Source organism: Streptomyces sp. NPDC002817, assembly GCF_053592055.1.
Map to the genome: position 1 here is coordinate 165,696 of NZ_JBSFUY010000006.1, position 14,947 is coordinate 180,642.

The window sequence follows — 14,947 nt, forward strand, 5'->3', positions numbered from 1 at the left end:
TTGAGCCACCTCAGGATCGACCTCGCCTGGCTTCTCATGCTCGCCGACCAGAAGACCCCGGGAGACCCCCAGGTCACCGACTGGGGCGCCCTCGTCGCCGCCGTCGCGCGCCACGAGGCCGAGATCTTCGACGTCCCGGTCTACGACAGCCCGCACGCCCGGGCCGCCGCCCTGCTCCAACTCCTGATCCACGTCCCGGCGTTGGAGCGTTCCAACGCCCTGTTCGCGTCCGCCGTGGCCTACGCCTACCTCGTGGCGAGCGGCCTCAAGGTCGTCACCTCGCCCGAACAGGTCCGGGAACTGGCCCGACTGGTCAAGAGCGGTGAGGCGTCCGTGCACGACATCGCGCAGGAACTGCGCCAGTGGAGTCTGTGATCAGCTCTCGGCGGGGCGCCAAGCGGTGCCCAGCACACAGTAGGAGGAGGGCAGCTTCGGCCCCTTCTCCGGCATCGACACCTGCCGGTAGGGGCCGAGTTCGAAGCCGGCCTCCCGCAGGGCCGCGATCGGATCGCGGGACAGGTGGCAGCCCCCGCTCAGGGGCGGCCACACGGTCCGGTCCAGGGCGCGCTGGGTGAGACGCATCGCCTGCCCGCCGCCCCGGCCGTGCTCGAAGAACCGCACGACACCGCCGGGCCGCAGCACCCGCCGTATCTCCGCCAGGGCCCGTGGCAGGTCCCGCACGCTGCACAGCACCAGCGAGACCACGACGGCGTCGAAGGCCTCGCTCTTGACCGGCAGGGCTTCCGCCGCGCCCGGTACGACGTCGACGGGCACCCCGGAGCGCAGGGCGGCGTCCACCGCCAACCTGCGCAGCGTGCGTTCGGGTTCGATCGCCACGACCTCCGAGACCGTGCCCGGATAGTGGGCGAAGTTCAGCCCGTTGCCCGCGCCGATCTCGATGACCCGCCCGGACAGTCCGGCGAGCAGCCGTGCCCGCACGGCGGCCATGCCGGCGCGGGTCTCGGCGGCGACGCTGACACGGGCGTAACAGCGGGCGAAGAGCGGGTGGTGCACGGGATCGCGCGGCAGCTTGCCGGAACCGGCGGACCGTAGCGGCATGACGACCTCCCGGACGGGACGGGGTCCACCTCGATTGTCCCCCGGATGCGCCCCGCGCACCCTCGCTCGCGCGCTACGCGACGAAGTTGCGCACCTGCTCGTACACGCCGTAGTCGTTGTTCATGTCGGTGTGCGAGACGCACCCGACCTCGACGTTGGTCGCACCGCTCAGGATCGCGGTGGTGTCCGGGGTGAGCGCGTCGTCGCAGTTCGACCAGTAGCTGGCGTACGAGACGCTGCCCGGAGTCTCGTCACCGGAGTTGAGCGAGGTCAGGAACGAACTGCCCGTGTACATCTGGGCACACGATGTGTACAGCCACGAGCACCAGGAGGCGGTCGTCGTGCCGTGGTTGACTCCCGCGGTCGACACGAAGTCGTCCACGTACGACGTCCCGCCGAGGTTCTTGAGGTAGTAGCGGGAGTTGAGCGCGCCCATGGAGTGGACGACCAGGTCGACCTTCGAGGCGCCGGTCTGGGAGAGCACGCTCTGGATCTTGGTGGACAGCTGCTGGGCGGTGGTGACGTTCGACTGTGTCCAGTCGTACGACCACGCGAACAGCTCGGAGGAGGAGTAGCCGTCGGCCTTGAAGTCGGCGATCCAGTCGTCCCAACTGCTCGCGGAACTGCTCAAGCCGTGGACGAAGACGATCGGATTGTGGGTCGCGGCGTGAGCGGGGGCCGCGGAGAGGGGGAGCGCCAGAAGGAGCGATGAGACGACGGCCGATACGGCCGCTGAAATGCGACGCTGGGAGCGCTGCATGATGCCTCCTGAAACGGGTGGGGTTGCCAGGAGTGTCAGGCGGGGTCTACGCGCGCCGCATCGGCGAACTCGCCGGTCTTTACGTGTCAATTAACTCGCCAGTAACGTCAAAGGTGTGCTGACTCCTGTAACCCCACCGCCCCTCGAGGGCACTTCGTCACCGCAGCTCGCGGAGGCGTGGCAGGACCTGGCCGCCGGGCTCCCGGAGGGCGTCCGGGTGCGGCTGCTGCATGCGGTGCACGGCGATCCGCGCGCGGCCGCCGAAGCCGTACGGCTGCTCGGCGCACGTCAGTCGGCGGGCCTGGACCCGCTGCCGGCGGAACCGGCGGAACTGGCGCCGGCGTTGCTGCGCGCACACCGTGCGCAGATCAGGAAGCTGCCGGACGACACCCGGCTGTTGCTGCTCCTGGCCGCGGCCGACCAGTACCCCGTCGCCACCCACGCCTTCCTGCGGGCCGTCGCCGCCGCCCGGCTCGACACCCGGCCCCTGGAGGCCGCCGAGGCGGCCGGGATCGCGCACGCCTCGGCGACCGGGGTCGTCTTCCGCGACACATGGACGAGGATCGCCGCGTACGAGTCGGGATCCCCGGCGGACCGCCGCGATGTCCACCGGCTGCTGGCCCGCGTCCTGCGCACCGGTGGTGAAACGTCTCTGCGGTCCTGGCACCGCGGCGCGGGAGCACTCGGTCCGAGCACCCGGCTGGCGGCGGAACTGGGAGCGGCCGCGACCAGGTCCCGCGACGCGGGCCGCCTCCAGCAGGCCCGCGCCCTCGCCGAACGCGCCGCCGCGCTGAGCCCCGACCGACCCGAACAGACCCTTCTGCTGGCCCGCGCGGCGGCGTACGCCTGGCAGGCCGGGGACGGGGACCGGGCCCGCCGGCTGGCCGCACCGGCCGACGGCGACGCGCTCACCGGGGTGCTCGCGCTGCGGGCCGGCAACGCGGCGGAGGCGTTCGACGCGCTGCTGACGGCCGTGGTGGCGGAAGAGGACGGGGTCGGCGGAGAGCCCGGGGCCGCGGAGACCCTCCTCCGAGGCCCGGGGCATGTCACTCGCGCGGAGCCGTACCCGATGCCCGTGCGGACACCGAGCCGGCCGCACGTCCCGGCCTCGCCGTCCGCCGGTCCCTCGACCCCCTCGCCCGCGCCGCGCCCCCGCATCGCGACCCTCGACGTCCCCGACCCCGCCCTCCATCTCCTCGCCCGCGCCACCGAGGCCGCCATCTACACCGGTGACCTGCGTCGATGTCGGGAAGCGGCCCTGGTCGCCCGGCGGTTGGGGATCGTGCCGCCGGGCACGCTCGGCGGGCTCGCGGCGGCGTTCGAGGGGCGGTACGAGGACGCGCGGGACCTTCTCGCGGCGGTGGCCGGACGGTGCGGGCCCGGCGGCGACCCCACCCTCCTCGTCCACGCCGGCATCGCCGCACTCCTGCTCGGCGACCACACCCTCGCCGCCGCCGCGACTGTCCGCGCGGCCGCCTCGGCCCGGATCCGAGGCGCGACGGTCGTCGTGGCGCAGGCCATGGAGTTCCGCGCCTACGCCGACTTCTGGACCGGACGCCCGCGCGCCGGAGAGGCCGCCGCGACGGACGCCCTCTGGCAGGCGTACGCCACCGGCCAGGACAACGGCGCCTGCCATCTGCAGGCCGCCCTCGCCATGTTCGCGGCGCTGACCGGCGACGCCGAGGTCTGCCGCGAACGCGCCGCCACCGCACGGTCGTACGCCCGCTCCCACGGCCTCGGCCTGCCCGCCGCCCTCGCCCAGTGGGCGCTCGCCTACCTCGACCTCAGCAGTGGCCGGTTCGCCGCCGCGGCGGCACGGCTGCGCGCCCTCGCCGGCTTCGGTCCGGGCCACGGCCACCGGGCGATCCGCCACATGGCCACCCCGCACTACGTCGAAGCGGCCGTCCGCACCGACGACACCCGGGTCGCCCGTGCCGCCCACGCCGACTACCACCGCTGGGCGAGCGCCGTACGCAGCCCCGACGACCTGGCGCTCAGCGCCCGCTGCCGCGCCCTGCTCGCACCCGGCGCCGAGGCGATCGAGCACTACCGCACCGCACTCGACCTCCACGCCCGCGGCACCCGGGACTTCGAACGCGCCCGCACCGAGCTGCTGTTCGGCAGCGCACTGCGCCGACTGCGCCACCGCACGGAGGCCCGCGACCGCCTGCACAGCGCCCTGGAGGCCTTCGAGCACTTCGGCTCCCCGCACTGCGCCGCCCAGGCCCGCACCGAACTCCGCGCCCTCGGCGCCCCCGCGACCCCCGCGCCGGGCGCCCCCGACGACCCCACCGTCCGCCTCACGGCCCAGCAGCTCATGGTCGCCCGCATGGCCGCCGAGGGTGCCACCAACCGCGAGATCGCCACCCGCCTCGCCCTGAGCCCGCGCACCATCGACCATCATCTGCGGGGTGTGTTCACGCGCTTGGGGATCCGGTCGCGGATCGAGCTGGTGCGGTTGCTGGGCGAAGGGGAGGGGAGGTGACGACGGAGGCAACGGCGGCCATGCGGGAGTCGACGCAGAGATCCGGACCCCGCTGACGCCGACTGCATCCGGTCAGTCGGCCGCCCGCTCCCGGAACACCTTCGCGTCCCACACCCCGTCCAGCCGCGGCGCCAGCCAACTCGGCGCCGCCGCACGGAAGTCGGCGGGGGCCAGCGACCCCGCGCCCACGGGCAGCGCCCCGAGCAGCGGCGCTCCCGACACCTCCGGCAGATCCGCCACGTTGCAACGCGACGCCAGATCCGGGGAGTCGGGCCAGCTGCCGATCACGACACCGAGGAAGTCCAGGTGCCGGGCGCGGAGTTCACGCGCCGTCAGCTCCGTCGTGTTCAGCGTGCCCAGGCCCGCCGACGCCACCACCAGCACCGGCGCCCGCAGCAGTTCCGCCGCGTCCGCCAGGGTGCCGCCCTCCTCGTCGAACCGTACGAGCAGTCCGCCGGCGCCCTCGACCAGCACCAGGTCGTGCTCGGTGGCCAGCTTGGCGACGGCCTCGGCGACCTCCCGCGGGTGGACCGGCGCGAGCCCGGCCCGCCGGGCCGCCGTCGCGGGGGCCAACGGCTCCGGGTAGCGGGCGACTTCGGCGGTCGTCACCGGCCCGGCCAGCCGCGCGACCTCCTGCGCGTCCCCGGGCTCGTCCGGCCGTACGCCGGTCTGGGCCGCCTTGAGCACCGCCACGGACCGCCCTGTCGCCACCGCGGCGGCAGCGATCGCGGCGGTGGCGACGGTCTTGCCGACCTCCGTGCCCGTCCCCGTGATCACCAGTACCGACATGTCATCCTTCCCGGGCCGCCGCGCAGACCGCGCGCGCGATCCGTGCCACATCCGCGTCCCCCGTGACATACGGGGGCATCGTGTAGACCAGGTCGCGGAACGGCCGCAACCACACGCCCTCGCGTACCGCCGCCTCCGTGGCGGCCTTCATGTCCACCGGGCGGTCGAGCTGGACCACGCCGATCGCCCCGAGGACCCGCACGTCCCGCACCCCCGGCAGCTCCCGGGCCGGCGCCAGCCCCTCCCGCAGGCCCGCCTCGATCCGCTTGACCTCGGCGAGCCAGTCCTGGCCGAGCAGCAGCTCGATCGAGGCACAGGCCACGGCCGCGGCGAGCGGATTGCCCATGAACGTGGGGCCGTGCGCGAGCACCGGGACCTCGCCCCGCGAGATGCCGTCGGCCACCTTCGACGTGCACAGCGTCGCCGCCATCGTGAGATAGCCGCCGGTCAGCGCCTTGCCCACGCACATCACATCCGGCGTCACCGCCGCGTGCCCCGCCGCGAACAGCGCGCCCGTACGCCCGAAGCCGGTCGCGATCTCGTCGAACACCAGCAGCACGTCGTGGGCGTCGCACGCCTCCCGCAGCACCCGCAGATACGCGGGGGAGTGGAACCGCATCCCGCCCGCGCCCTGCACGACGGGCTCCACGATCACCGCGGCCAGCTCGTCGGCGTGCCGTGCGATCGCCGAGCGAAGCTCCTCGGCGTACGACTCCTCGTACTCGACCGGCGGAGGCCCCACGAACACCTGGCGCTGGAGCACGCCGGTCCACAGTTCGTGCATCCCGCCCTCGGGATCGCACACCGACATCGGCTGCCAGGTGTCGCCGTGATAGCCGCCGCGCCAGGTCAGCAGCCGCTGCTTGCCGGGGCGGCCCAGCGACCGCCAGTACTGCAGGCACATCTTCACCGCGACCTCGACCGACACCGAACCGGAGTCGGCGAGGAAGACATGTTCCAGACCGTCGGGCGACATGTCGACAAGGAGCTTCGCGAGCCGTACGGCGGGCTCATGGGTGAGCCCGCCGAACATCACATGACTCATCCGCCCCAGCTGCTCGCGCGCGGCCTCGTTCAGCACCGGGTGGTTGTAGCCGTGGATCGCCGACCACCAGGACGACATGCCGTCGACGAGCTCGCCCGAGCCGTCGGCCATCCTCAGCCGCACCCCGCTCGCCGACTCCACGACGAGCGGCTCGGCACGGCCCGGCATCGGGCCGTAGGGATGCCAGACATGCCGCCGGTCGAGCTCCAGCAGCTCGGACACGGGCAGCTCAGGCATTGGGCGCGAGATCCGTTCCGGCACCACGACGGCGTACGGCGACCAGGTCCGTACGGGGCTCACTCACGGCCGGCTCGGGAGCCGAACCGCAGACGGAGCCGCACCCGGCACTCTCGTGGGAACCGCACCCGGCGCCCTCGTGCGATCCGCAGCCCGCGCTCTCGTGCGATCCGCAGCCGCCCGCGGCGGCGGCCACGTCCGCCCGGTGCTGCGGCAGCGTCACCTCGCCCGCGCCCTCCACCTCGAACCCGGCGTCCGCGATCATGTCCAGGTCGGCCTTGCCGGCCTGACCCTCGCTGGTGAGGTAGTCGCCGAGGAAGATCGAGTTGGCCAGGTTCAGCGCGAGGGGCTGCATGCTGCGCAGATGGACCTCGCGGCCGCCCGCGATGCGCACCTCGACGTCCGGGCAGACGAACCGGACCATCGCCAGGATGCGCAGACAGCGCTGCGGGGTGAGGTTCCACTCCTTGGCCAGCGGGGTGCCCTCGAAGGGGATCAGGAAGTTGACCGGCACCGAGTCCGGGTCCAGCTCGCGCAGCGAGAAGACCACGTCGATCAGGTCCTCGTCCGACTCACCCATACCGGCGATGAGACCCGAGCACGCCGACAGACCGGCCGCGTGCGCCTTCTGCACGGTGTCGACGCGGTCGGCGTAGGTGTGCGTGGTCGTGATCTCGCCGTACGTCGCCTCGGACGTGTTGAGGTTGTGGTTGTAGGCGTCGGCGCCCGCCTCGCGCAGCCGCTCGGCCTGGCCGTCGGAGAGCAGACCGAGGCAGGCACACACCTCGACGTCCTCGTTCTGGTCCTTGATCGCCTTGATGGTGTCGGAGACCCGGTCCACGTCCCGGTCGGTCGGCCCGCGACCGCTCGCCACCAGACAGACCCGCTTGGCGCCGCCCGCGAGTCCGGCCGCGGCGGCCTTGGAGGCCTCGTCCGGTTTGAGCCAGGTGTACTTCAGGATCCCGGCCTTCGAGCCGAGGCGCTGCGAGCAGTAGGAGCAGTCCTCGGGACACAAGCCGGACTTGAGGTTGACGAGGTAATTCAGTTTCACCCGTCGGCCGAACCAGTGCCGGCGCACCTTTCCGGCCGCGGCCACCACATCGAGCAGGTCGTCGTCGGAGGTGGCGAGGACGGAAAGTGCTTCCTCGCGGGTCGGCAGCTCGCGCCGAAGCCCTTTGTCCACCAGCGTGTTCAGCAGGTCCATGAAAACTGATCCTGTCCTAAGGAGCCGTCTCGGGCCAAGGAGAGTTCGCACAACAGCGGCCATTCACTGTGTGGGTATTGCCACACAGTGGGTGGCTGCTCATCCCATTAGTGTCTGTTCGCTGCCTACAAAACCTTCGGAGGACCCATGGCGTTCGGCTGGATCGACGAGCAGGCGCTGCTGCGCCGTCGCGCCGGACTCGTACGCACCCTCAGGCCCCGCCCCGCCGACTCACCGCTCCTGGACCTGGCGAGCAACGACTACCTGGGGCTGGCCCGCCACCCCGAGGTCACCGAAGGCGCCGCGCGGGCAGCCCGGACCTGGGGCGGAGGCTCCACCGGATCCCGACTCGTCACCGGCACCACCGAGCTCCACAGTCAGCTGGAACTCGAGCTGGCCGAATACTGCGGTTTCGAGGCGGCCCTCGTCTTCTCCTCCGGCTATGCCGCCAACCTCGCCGCGGTCACCGCACTGGCCCCGCACGGCACCCTGATCGTCTCCGACGCCGGCAACCACGCCTCACTGATCGACGGCTGCCGGCTGGCCCGCGGCACGACACAGGTCGTCGGCCACGCCGATCCCGAGGCCGTGCGCAAGGCACTCCAGACGCACGCGGGCCCCGCGGTCGTCGTGTCCGACACCGTCTTCTCGGTGGACGGCGACGCCGCCCCCCTGGCCGGACTCGCCGAGGCATGCCGGGAGCACGGCGCGGGGCTGCTGGTCGACGACGCCCACGGCCTCGGCGTGCTCGGCGACGGTGGCCGCGGCGCCCCGCACGCGGCGGGACTCGCGGGCGCCGACGACGTCGTCGTGACGGTCACGCTGTCCAAGTCGCTCGGCAGCCAGGGCGGCGCCGTCCTCGGCCCCGCCCGGGTGATCGACCACCTGGTCAACGCGGCCCGGACCTTCATCTTCGACACCGGGCTCGCCCCCGCCGCGGCGGGGGCCGCCCTCGCGGCACTGCACCTGCTGCGCCGCGAGCCCGCGCGCGCGGCGCGGGCCCGCGAGGTGGCCGCCGAACTGCACGCACGGCTGACCGCCGCGGGTCACGAGGCGGTACGCCCGGACGCCGCGGTCGTCTCCGTGCGCGCGCCGTCCCCGGAGGAGGCCGTGCAGTGGGCGGCGGACTGCCGTACCGCGGGTCTGGCCGTGGGCTGCTTCCGTCCCCCTTCCGTGCCCGACGGCATCTCACGGCTCAGGCTGACCGCCCGCGCGGACCTCTCCGAGGCGCAGATCGAACGCGCTGTACGTGTGATCGGTGAGACACGACCATGAGTCGGCGTGACACGGCCGTGCTCGGGGCGGAAGGGATCAGAACGCGGCCGTGAACTCCGCCCAGCTCCCGGGGGAGAAGAGCAGCGCGGGTCCGGACGGGTTCTTGGAGTCGCGCACGGCGAGCAGCCCGGTCCCTGGACCGGTGTGCGGCCGAGCCGTCTCGACACAGTTGTTGGCTCCTGTGCTGTAGCTGCTGCGCAGCCACCGCACAGTGTGCAGATCGGTACTGGAAGGTACGTTCCGAGGCATTGCGGACATGGTGCCTCCTTACGCGCCGTCACCTATCCCGGCGATGTAATCCAACGAGTCCTCGGGCGAAAGGGCGTGGATCTGAAGAGCGTTGAAGGCCTCGGTATAGGCCTGGAGGTCTTCTTTCCGCTCGAGGTAGAGGCTACTCGTCAAGTGGTCGAGAACAACCACGTCCAGATCAGATGTGCTCGAAAATGAGAAAATTACGAAAGGCCCTGTGATGCCGATGTGGGCTCCTGCGGCGAACGGGAGTACCTGAATCCGGACTTGGGGCAGCCGGGCCGCTTCCATGAGCCGCCGCAGTTGTCGCGCCATGACGTCGGGCCCGCCGATGTCCCGGCGCAGCACCGCCTCGTCCAGCACCGCGCTCAGCTTCAGCGGCGGTTCCGCCCGCAGTACGTCCTGCCTGGCCAGCCGGACCTCCACCAGCGCGTCGAGCCGCTCGTCCGGCTCCGTGTCGAGCCCGTTCACCGCGGCCCGGGTCACCGCGCGCGCGTACTCGGGCGTCTGCAGCAGCCCGGGCACCACGGAGGTCTCCAGCGTGCGCATCGCGCTGGCCTGGGACTCCAGACTGATGAAGTCGCGATACGTCGGTGGCAGTACCCCGCGGTACTGGTGCCACCAGTGGTGCCGTCCGCCGCCCTCGTCGCTGCCCGCCAACACCAGGAGCAACTCCCGCAGTTGGGTATCGTGCACCGCGTAGGCGTCCAGCAGTAACCGCACGTCGGCCGGTTTCACGCCGCTGGCGCCGGTCTCGATCCGGCTCACCTTCGACTGGTGCCAGCCCACCAGCCGGGCCGCCTCACCACTGGTGAGCCCCGCACTGGTGCGCAACGCACGCAGTTCGGCGCCCAGTTTCCGGCGGCGTACCGCGGGACCGTGCTGCATGGGCTACTCCTTACTCCTTCCGGGCCACCCAAATACGGTCTTCCGTCGGAGAGTTCACCGCTTCGAGCGACAGATATATGCATATCTTGGTGGATCGGCACCGTGACCGGCCGGGTAATGGCAGTCTGGCGATGAAGCACCAGTCCGGGACCGTACTCGAACCATCCGCTCCGTGTCGGACTGCGGTCCCGTGGGAAAGGGACGACGTCGCCATGGCAGACCATCTGGAAGCATCCGTCACTCTGCCGAGCGATCCCGCCTCGGTCTCCACGGCCCGCACGTATGTCATCGCCACGCTGGCGGAATGGGGTCTGCCGGCGGACACGGAGGCGGCCGAGACGATCCGGCTCATCGTCTCCGAACTCGCCACCAACGCCGTACAGCACACGTTCGGGCAGTCCCCCACCTTCACAGTGGACATCCAGCTCGACCGTGACGAACAACTGCGCATCGGAGTCACCGACAGCCATCCGCGGTTCCCGAAGCGGCTGCCGGCCGCCGTCCAGCAGGACAACGGCCGTGGCATGGTCATCATTCGCTGGCTGACCGCGGAGTGCGGCGGCAAGCTGAGAGTCCGGCCCACCCGTGAGGGCGGCAAGACCGTCTCCATCGAACTCCCGTGGACGGTACCGGCCGAGCCGGTCTCGGCAGCGGGGCAGCAGGAGCCGTAGAGAGGCGCCTCCGGAAGTCGGAGGCGCCTCTCAGGGCGTCACGGCCACACCCGCGAGGGTGACGGCAGGTCAGGTCGCCATCACCCGCACGGGGTGGGTCACTTGACCCGGCCGTACCAGACGCTCTTGGTCCAGATCTTCTGCAGCTTCACGACCTCCCCGCTCTTCGGGGAGTGCCAGATCTTCCCCTTCCCGGCATAGATGCCGACGTGGTACACGCTGGAGCCGGAGTGGAAGAACACGAGGTCTCCGGACTTGCGGTTCCCCGCGGAGATATGGCGGGTCTTGTTGTACTGCTGGGCCGCCGTACGAGGCAGGCTCTTGCCCGCCTTCTTGAACGAGTAGAGCGTGAGCCCGGAGCAGTCGAACCGGTGCGGCCCCGCGGCGCCCCACTTGTAAGGGGAGCCCTTTTTGGAGGCAGCGACCTGGAGTGCCTTCGTCGCCGGTGTCGCGGCCTCGGCGTCGGATGCGACGCCCGGGACCACGAGAGAGCCGCCCACTGCGGCGATGGTGAGAGCCGAGGCCGTACCGGCCCGGGCCATGAGCGACGGGACACGATTGAGCGCAGACATGCGCAACCCTTCGTCAGCCGCCTGTGAAGGATGACCTGTCGGATTCGGGCTGGCGAAGTTGCCCGGCCGCGTACTGCGGCTTCACCCCAAGGGCTGCTCGGAACGGCTGTTGACGGCCGATCCGGCGACCCGTCGTGCCTGGGTCCTCCACTCCTGCCGATCCACTCCTGTCGACCGGTCATCCGGGCGGCGGCAGGACTCGGCGTCCGCCCGGATCGCCCCGCCGCTGCGGCGGGGTCTTGTCGTCAGACAGGGATCTTCACGTACTCCACGCCGAAAAACCCAATGGAATCGGGGATTTGTGGCGTTACTCACCACTCACCCGTTCGGGTGGACACTCGTCTGTTCGAGGGAGCGTCGACAGGGTCGAGCACCCCCGGACCAGCGACGGAGGTACTCATTCCGGAGTCGGGCTACGCGCGTTGCGCAACCTTGGAGGCCCTGTCAAAGGAGGGGCGTCTACTCCAAACGGGGGTACACCGTTTGGTCCGTTTGAACGCCGGTCCGGACGCCTCGCCACGCGGTCGGGCGCGCCGGGCCGGATGCCGTCACGTCAACTGTCGGATTGCGGCGGCACCGTGACCCGGGCCGTGCGCCGCTCGCCGTCGAGCACCCGCAGCGCCCGCGCCAGGGTCATGGCGTGCACCTCGGTCTCGCCGCGCTGATGCATGGTCGCCAGCGCGTCGCGCAGCTCGGCGGCCTTCGCCACCAGCGCCTGGGCGGCCCGCAGTCCACGGTAGGTGTCACCGTGGTGCGCCGGGTTGATACGGCCGAGCAGGTCGACCGCCTCGAGATAACGGTCGATCAACTCGCCCTCGGCGCGCGTCAGGGCGGGCAGCGGAGGAAGCTCCGGTGGCAGCATCGCCCGCTCACCGGGCGCCGGGCGCGGTGAGCGACGCCTTGCGGCTGGGGATGATCCGGTCCACCAGGCCGTACTCCACGGCTCCTTGCGCGTCCAGGATCTTGTCCCGCTCGATGTCCGCGCTGACCTGTTCGTGGGTGCGCCCGGTGTGCCGTACGAGCATCTCCTCCAGTCGGAACCGGATGCGCCCCAACTCCGCGGCCTGGATGGCCAGATCGCTGGCCTGCCCCTCCACCGGCCGGGGCAGGGACGGCTGGTGGATCACCACGCGTGCGCCGGGCAGGGCGAACCGCCTGCCCGGGGTGCCGGCCGCCAGCAGTACCGCGGCGGACGAGCCGGCCTGTCCCAGGCAGATCGTCTCCACGTCGCAGGTGACGAACTGCATCGTGTCGTAGATCGCCGACATCGCGCTGAACGAGCCGCCGGGGGAGTTGATGTAGAGGGAGATGTCCCGGTCCGGATCCTGGTACTCGAGGTGCATGAACTGGGCCATCACATCGTTAGCCGACGTGTCGTCGACCTGGGTCCCGAGGAAGACGATCCGCTCCTCCAGGAGCTTGGAGTACGGGTCCATCGTCTTCGAGCCGGAGCTCGTGCGCTCCGTGAACTCGGGCAGCACATAGCGGGCGGACGGTCGGGTCATGAGGCACCCCTCCTTCTGTGTCTGTAAAAAATGTACAGGATGTACGTGACGCTAGAATGGGGTCATGGCCTACGAGATTCCGGTGACGCAAGCCAGGGCTGAACTCGCCGACCTGATCAACCGCGTGGTGTACGGCGGTGAGCGCGTCGTCGTGACCCGCCACGGCAAGCCCCTCGTCGCCCTTGTCTCCGCCGCTGACCTGGAACGACTGGAGAGTCTCGCGGAGCCCGTCGGGCCGGCCGAGCTCGCCGAGGAGCAGGTGATCACCGCGGTCTCCGCCGTCCGGGAGGTCGCGTCCGCTCCCCGCGAACAGCAGCGCTTCGGCATCACGGCGCACCACCGGGGGACCGGAGCCTCCTGAGACACGGAAAGACCGTGCACCCCTGAGGGACGCACGGTCATGGTCGCGGGCCGGTCCGTCAGCCGACCGGCGCGAGCTCCCGCTCGGCCACCAGGGGCTCGACGCTCCTCTTCCGGTCCTTGAGGGCGCTTCCGAGCAGGACCGCGCCGAGGCCGAGCGCCGCCCACCAGGCCAGGGTCAGGGCGGGGCCCGTCGCTGCCGCGCCGTCGAAGTACGCCACCGAGCGCGTCAGGGTCGCGCTGGCGCCCGGCGGCAGCCACTGGCCGATCATGCCGGCCGGCTCGGGCAGCATCTGCGGCGCCGAGGCCGCGCCGGACCACGGGTTGCCGAACAGCATGACCACGCCGGCGACGATGCCCACGCCGGCGGTGCCGAACAGGGCGGCGAGACCTGCGACGGCGCCGCTCACGGCCAGCGTCGTCAGTCCGAACACCCCGGCCTGCGCCCACCAGTCGCCCGCGATCACTCCGAGCCAGCTGTCCGCGACACCGGCGGCGGCCACGCCGACCAGCGCGGAGGCGCCGACCAGGACGATCACGGCACGCGTCCCGCGCAGCCCGCTGAAGGTCACCACCGCGCCTGCCGCCATACCGGCCAGGGCCAGCGGCAGCACGCTCGCCGTGAGGGCGGCGCCGCGCGGGTCCGCGGCCGGGGCGGCCACGACGTCGACCGTCCTGACCTGTGCGCCGTCGGCGGCCGCCTGCTCCGCCACCGCCTGCTGGAGCAGCTGGGCGACGACCGGGCTCGCGGCTGATGCGGTCAGCAGCACCGGACCCTCGGTGGTGACGACGACCGCCCCGTATACGGTCCGGTCCTCGATGGCGTCCCGGGCCGCGGCCTCGTTCTTGTAGTGGTGGAGCTCGAACGCTCCCTCGTGCTGTGCCAGTTGCTTCTCCACCTGGGCGGTCGCGGCGGCGGGCCCGGCCACGCCGAGCGGCAGGTCGCGGGGCGCGGTGCGGGCGGCGGGCCAGGCGAAGGCCCACAGGGCGAGCGCTGCGATGACCGGGACGAGCAGGGCGACCGCGATCATGCGGCGGGCGTTCCCGGTGGGGGCGGTGGACATGGCGTTTTCCTTCCGAGCGGAATCCAAAAAGAAGGATCGTTCGTTTTAGTTGTGTCACCACCGTCCTGCGGTCGCCGCCTCTTGTCAAGAAGGAACGTTCGTTTTAAGTTGGTGACCATGGCCCGCGTATCTCAGGAACACCTCGACGCCCGTCGCCGGCAGATCCTCGACGGCGCGGCGGTCTGCTTCGCCCGCAACGGCTTCCACGCCACGTCCATGCAGGACGTGCTGAAGGAGATCGACCTGTCGGCCGGAGCGGTGTACCGCTACTTCAGCGGCAAGGAGGAGCTGATCGCCGAGGTCGTCGGGGAGGCGCTCGACTCGGTCCGCGGAGCCTTCGAGGAGGCGTCGCGCCAGAGCCCGCCCCCGCCGCCGGACGACCTCCTCACCATGGTCCTCGGCCGGATCCTGACCGCCCGGGAGAACCTGACCGTCGACGGCGAGCCCGCCTTTCCACGGCTCGTCATCCAGGTGTGGGCGGAGACGGTGCGCAACAAGGAACTGGCGGTCGTGCTGCACGACGGATACGCCGGGGTGCGCCAGGCATGGACGCTGATCGTCGAGGGCTACCAGGGCGCCGGGATGATGAGAGCCGACGTACATCCGGACCACGTGGCCCGCACGATGATCGCGGTCGCGGTCGGCTTTCTCGCCCAGCAGTCCCTCTTCGGGCCCGCCTCGGTCGAGATCCTCCGCGACGGTCTGCAGGCGTTGATGAGCATGCCGGACCCGCGCACCGCAACCGATGGATCACAGCTCGGTTAACTTGCTTGAAATGCGGTCC

General features: G+C 71.4%; 17 protein-coding genes and 1 riboswitch. Of the genes, 6 read left to right on the plus strand and 11 right to left on the minus strand.

Annotated elements, in window-relative coordinates; all coding sequences use genetic code 11:
* Positions 1-375 (plus strand): fic family toxin-antitoxin system, toxin component, encoded by a 375-nt coding sequence (locus tag ACWD3I_RS14240; RefSeq protein WP_267017840.1) that lies wholly within the window; start codon positions 1-3, stop codon positions 373-375.
* Here ACWD3I_RS14240 and ACWD3I_RS14245 read toward each other — a convergent pair whose 3' ends face one another.
* On the minus strand, positions 376-1,059 hold the full coding sequence (locus tag ACWD3I_RS14245; protein WP_365405767.1) for a class I SAM-dependent methyltransferase: 684 nt from the start codon (positions 1,057-1,059) through the stop codon (positions 376-378).
* 73 nt (positions 1,060-1,132) lie between these two features.
* Positions 1,133-1,819 (minus strand): esterase/lipase family protein, encoded by a 687-nt coding sequence (locus tag ACWD3I_RS14250; protein WP_365405770.1) that lies wholly within the window; start codon positions 1,817-1,819, stop codon positions 1,133-1,135.
* Between the two features lie 115 nt (positions 1,820-1,934).
* Between ACWD3I_RS14250 and ACWD3I_RS14255 the strand changes: the two genes are divergently transcribed.
* Positions 1,935-4,304, plus strand: a complete 2,370-nt coding sequence (locus ACWD3I_RS14255) for a helix-turn-helix transcriptional regulator (RefSeq protein WP_365405773.1) — start codon at positions 1,935-1,937, stop codon at positions 4,302-4,304.
* Positions 4,305-4,376: 72 nt separating this feature from the next.
* Here ACWD3I_RS14255 and bioD read toward each other — a convergent pair whose 3' ends face one another.
* The 3 genes from bioD to bioB are packed head-to-tail and all read right to left on the minus strand — an operon-like array spanning position 4,377 to position 7,579.
* Positions 4,377-5,093, minus strand: coding sequence for a dethiobiotin synthase (bioD, locus tag ACWD3I_RS14260; protein WP_365405776.1), 717 nt, complete (start codon positions 5,091-5,093; stop codon positions 4,377-4,379).
* Position 5,094: 1 nt separating this feature from the next.
* The gene (locus ACWD3I_RS14265; protein ID WP_365405779.1) at positions 5,095-6,375 is read right to left on the minus strand and encodes an adenosylmethionine--8-amino-7-oxononanoate transaminase; all 1,281 of its coding nucleotides are present in this window, start codon (positions 6,373-6,375) and stop codon (positions 5,095-5,097) included.
* The gene (gene bioB, locus ACWD3I_RS14270) at positions 6,368-7,579 is read right to left on the minus strand and encodes a biotin synthase BioB (RefSeq protein ID WP_365405782.1); all 1,212 of its coding nucleotides are present in this window, start codon (positions 7,577-7,579) and stop codon (positions 6,368-6,370) included. The genes ACWD3I_RS14265 and bioB overlap by 8 nt, the downstream gene beginning before the upstream one ends.
* 147 nt (positions 7,580-7,726) lie before the next feature.
* Between bioB and ACWD3I_RS14275 the strand changes: the two genes are divergently transcribed.
* Positions 7,727-8,854, plus strand: coding sequence for an 8-amino-7-oxononanoate synthase (locus tag ACWD3I_RS14275; protein ID WP_365405785.1), 1,128 nt, complete (start codon positions 7,727-7,729; stop codon positions 8,852-8,854).
* A gap of 36 nt (positions 8,855-8,890) precedes the next feature.
* On the opposite strand, the gene ACWD3I_RS14280 is transcribed toward ACWD3I_RS14275, so the two are convergent.
* Together ACWD3I_RS14280 and ACWD3I_RS14285 are read right to left on the minus strand one after the other, a co-directional pair.
* On the minus strand, positions 8,891-9,112 hold the full coding sequence (locus tag ACWD3I_RS14280; RefSeq protein WP_046262967.1) for a DUF397 domain-containing protein: 222 nt from the start codon (positions 9,110-9,112) through the stop codon (positions 8,891-8,893).
* Between the two features lie 9 nt (positions 9,113-9,121).
* On the minus strand, positions 9,122-9,991 hold the full coding sequence (locus ACWD3I_RS14285; protein WP_365405788.1) for a helix-turn-helix domain-containing protein: 870 nt from the start codon (positions 9,989-9,991) through the stop codon (positions 9,122-9,124).
* A 212-nt stretch (positions 9,992-10,203) separates the two neighbouring features.
* Between ACWD3I_RS14285 and ACWD3I_RS14290 the strand changes: the two genes are divergently transcribed.
* Complete coding sequence (locus ACWD3I_RS14290) at positions 10,204-10,662, plus strand: ATP-binding protein (RefSeq protein WP_365405791.1); 459 nt, start codon at positions 10,204-10,206, stop codon at positions 10,660-10,662.
* Positions 10,663-10,760: 98 nt separating this feature from the next.
* Here the strand turns inward: ACWD3I_RS14290 and ACWD3I_RS14295 are convergent, their stop codons facing one another.
* From ACWD3I_RS14295 to ACWD3I_RS14305, 3 genes are all read right to left on the minus strand, one after another.
* On the minus strand, positions 10,761-11,234 hold the full coding sequence (locus ACWD3I_RS14295) for a C40 family peptidase (RefSeq protein ID WP_046262964.1): 474 nt from the start codon (positions 11,232-11,234) through the stop codon (positions 10,761-10,763).
* Positions 11,235-11,237: 3 nt separating this feature from the next.
* A riboswitch (cyclic di-AMP (ydaO/yuaA leader) is annotated at positions 11,238-11,436 on the minus strand.
* A 351-nt stretch (positions 11,437-11,787) separates the two neighbouring features.
* Positions 11,788-12,096 (minus strand): hypothetical protein, encoded by a 309-nt coding sequence (locus ACWD3I_RS14300; protein WP_365405795.1) that lies wholly within the window; start codon positions 12,094-12,096, stop codon positions 11,788-11,790.
* A gap of 7 nt (positions 12,097-12,103) precedes the next feature.
* On the minus strand, positions 12,104-12,739 hold the full coding sequence (locus tag ACWD3I_RS14305; RefSeq protein ID WP_365405798.1) for an ATP-dependent Clp protease proteolytic subunit: 636 nt from the start codon (positions 12,737-12,739) through the stop codon (positions 12,104-12,106).
* A gap of 64 nt (positions 12,740-12,803) precedes the next feature.
* Here ACWD3I_RS14305 and ACWD3I_RS14310 point away from each other — a divergent pair, with 64 nt between their 5' ends.
* Positions 12,804-13,100 (plus strand): type II toxin-antitoxin system Phd/YefM family antitoxin, encoded by a 297-nt coding sequence (locus tag ACWD3I_RS14310; protein WP_365405801.1) that lies wholly within the window; start codon positions 12,804-12,806, stop codon positions 13,098-13,100.
* Between the two features lie 58 nt (positions 13,101-13,158).
* On the opposite strand, the gene ACWD3I_RS14315 is transcribed toward ACWD3I_RS14310, so the two are convergent.
* Positions 13,159-14,163, minus strand: a complete 1,005-nt coding sequence (locus ACWD3I_RS14315) for an ABC transporter permease (RefSeq protein WP_365405804.1) — start codon at positions 14,161-14,163, stop codon at positions 13,159-13,161.
* A gap of 117 nt (positions 14,164-14,280) precedes the next feature.
* Here ACWD3I_RS14315 and ACWD3I_RS14320 point away from each other — a divergent pair, with 117 nt between their 5' ends.
* Complete coding sequence (locus ACWD3I_RS14320; RefSeq protein WP_365405807.1) at positions 14,281-14,928, plus strand: TetR/AcrR family transcriptional regulator; 648 nt, start codon at positions 14,281-14,283, stop codon at positions 14,926-14,928.
* Positions 14,929-14,947: the final 19 nt, after the last annotated feature.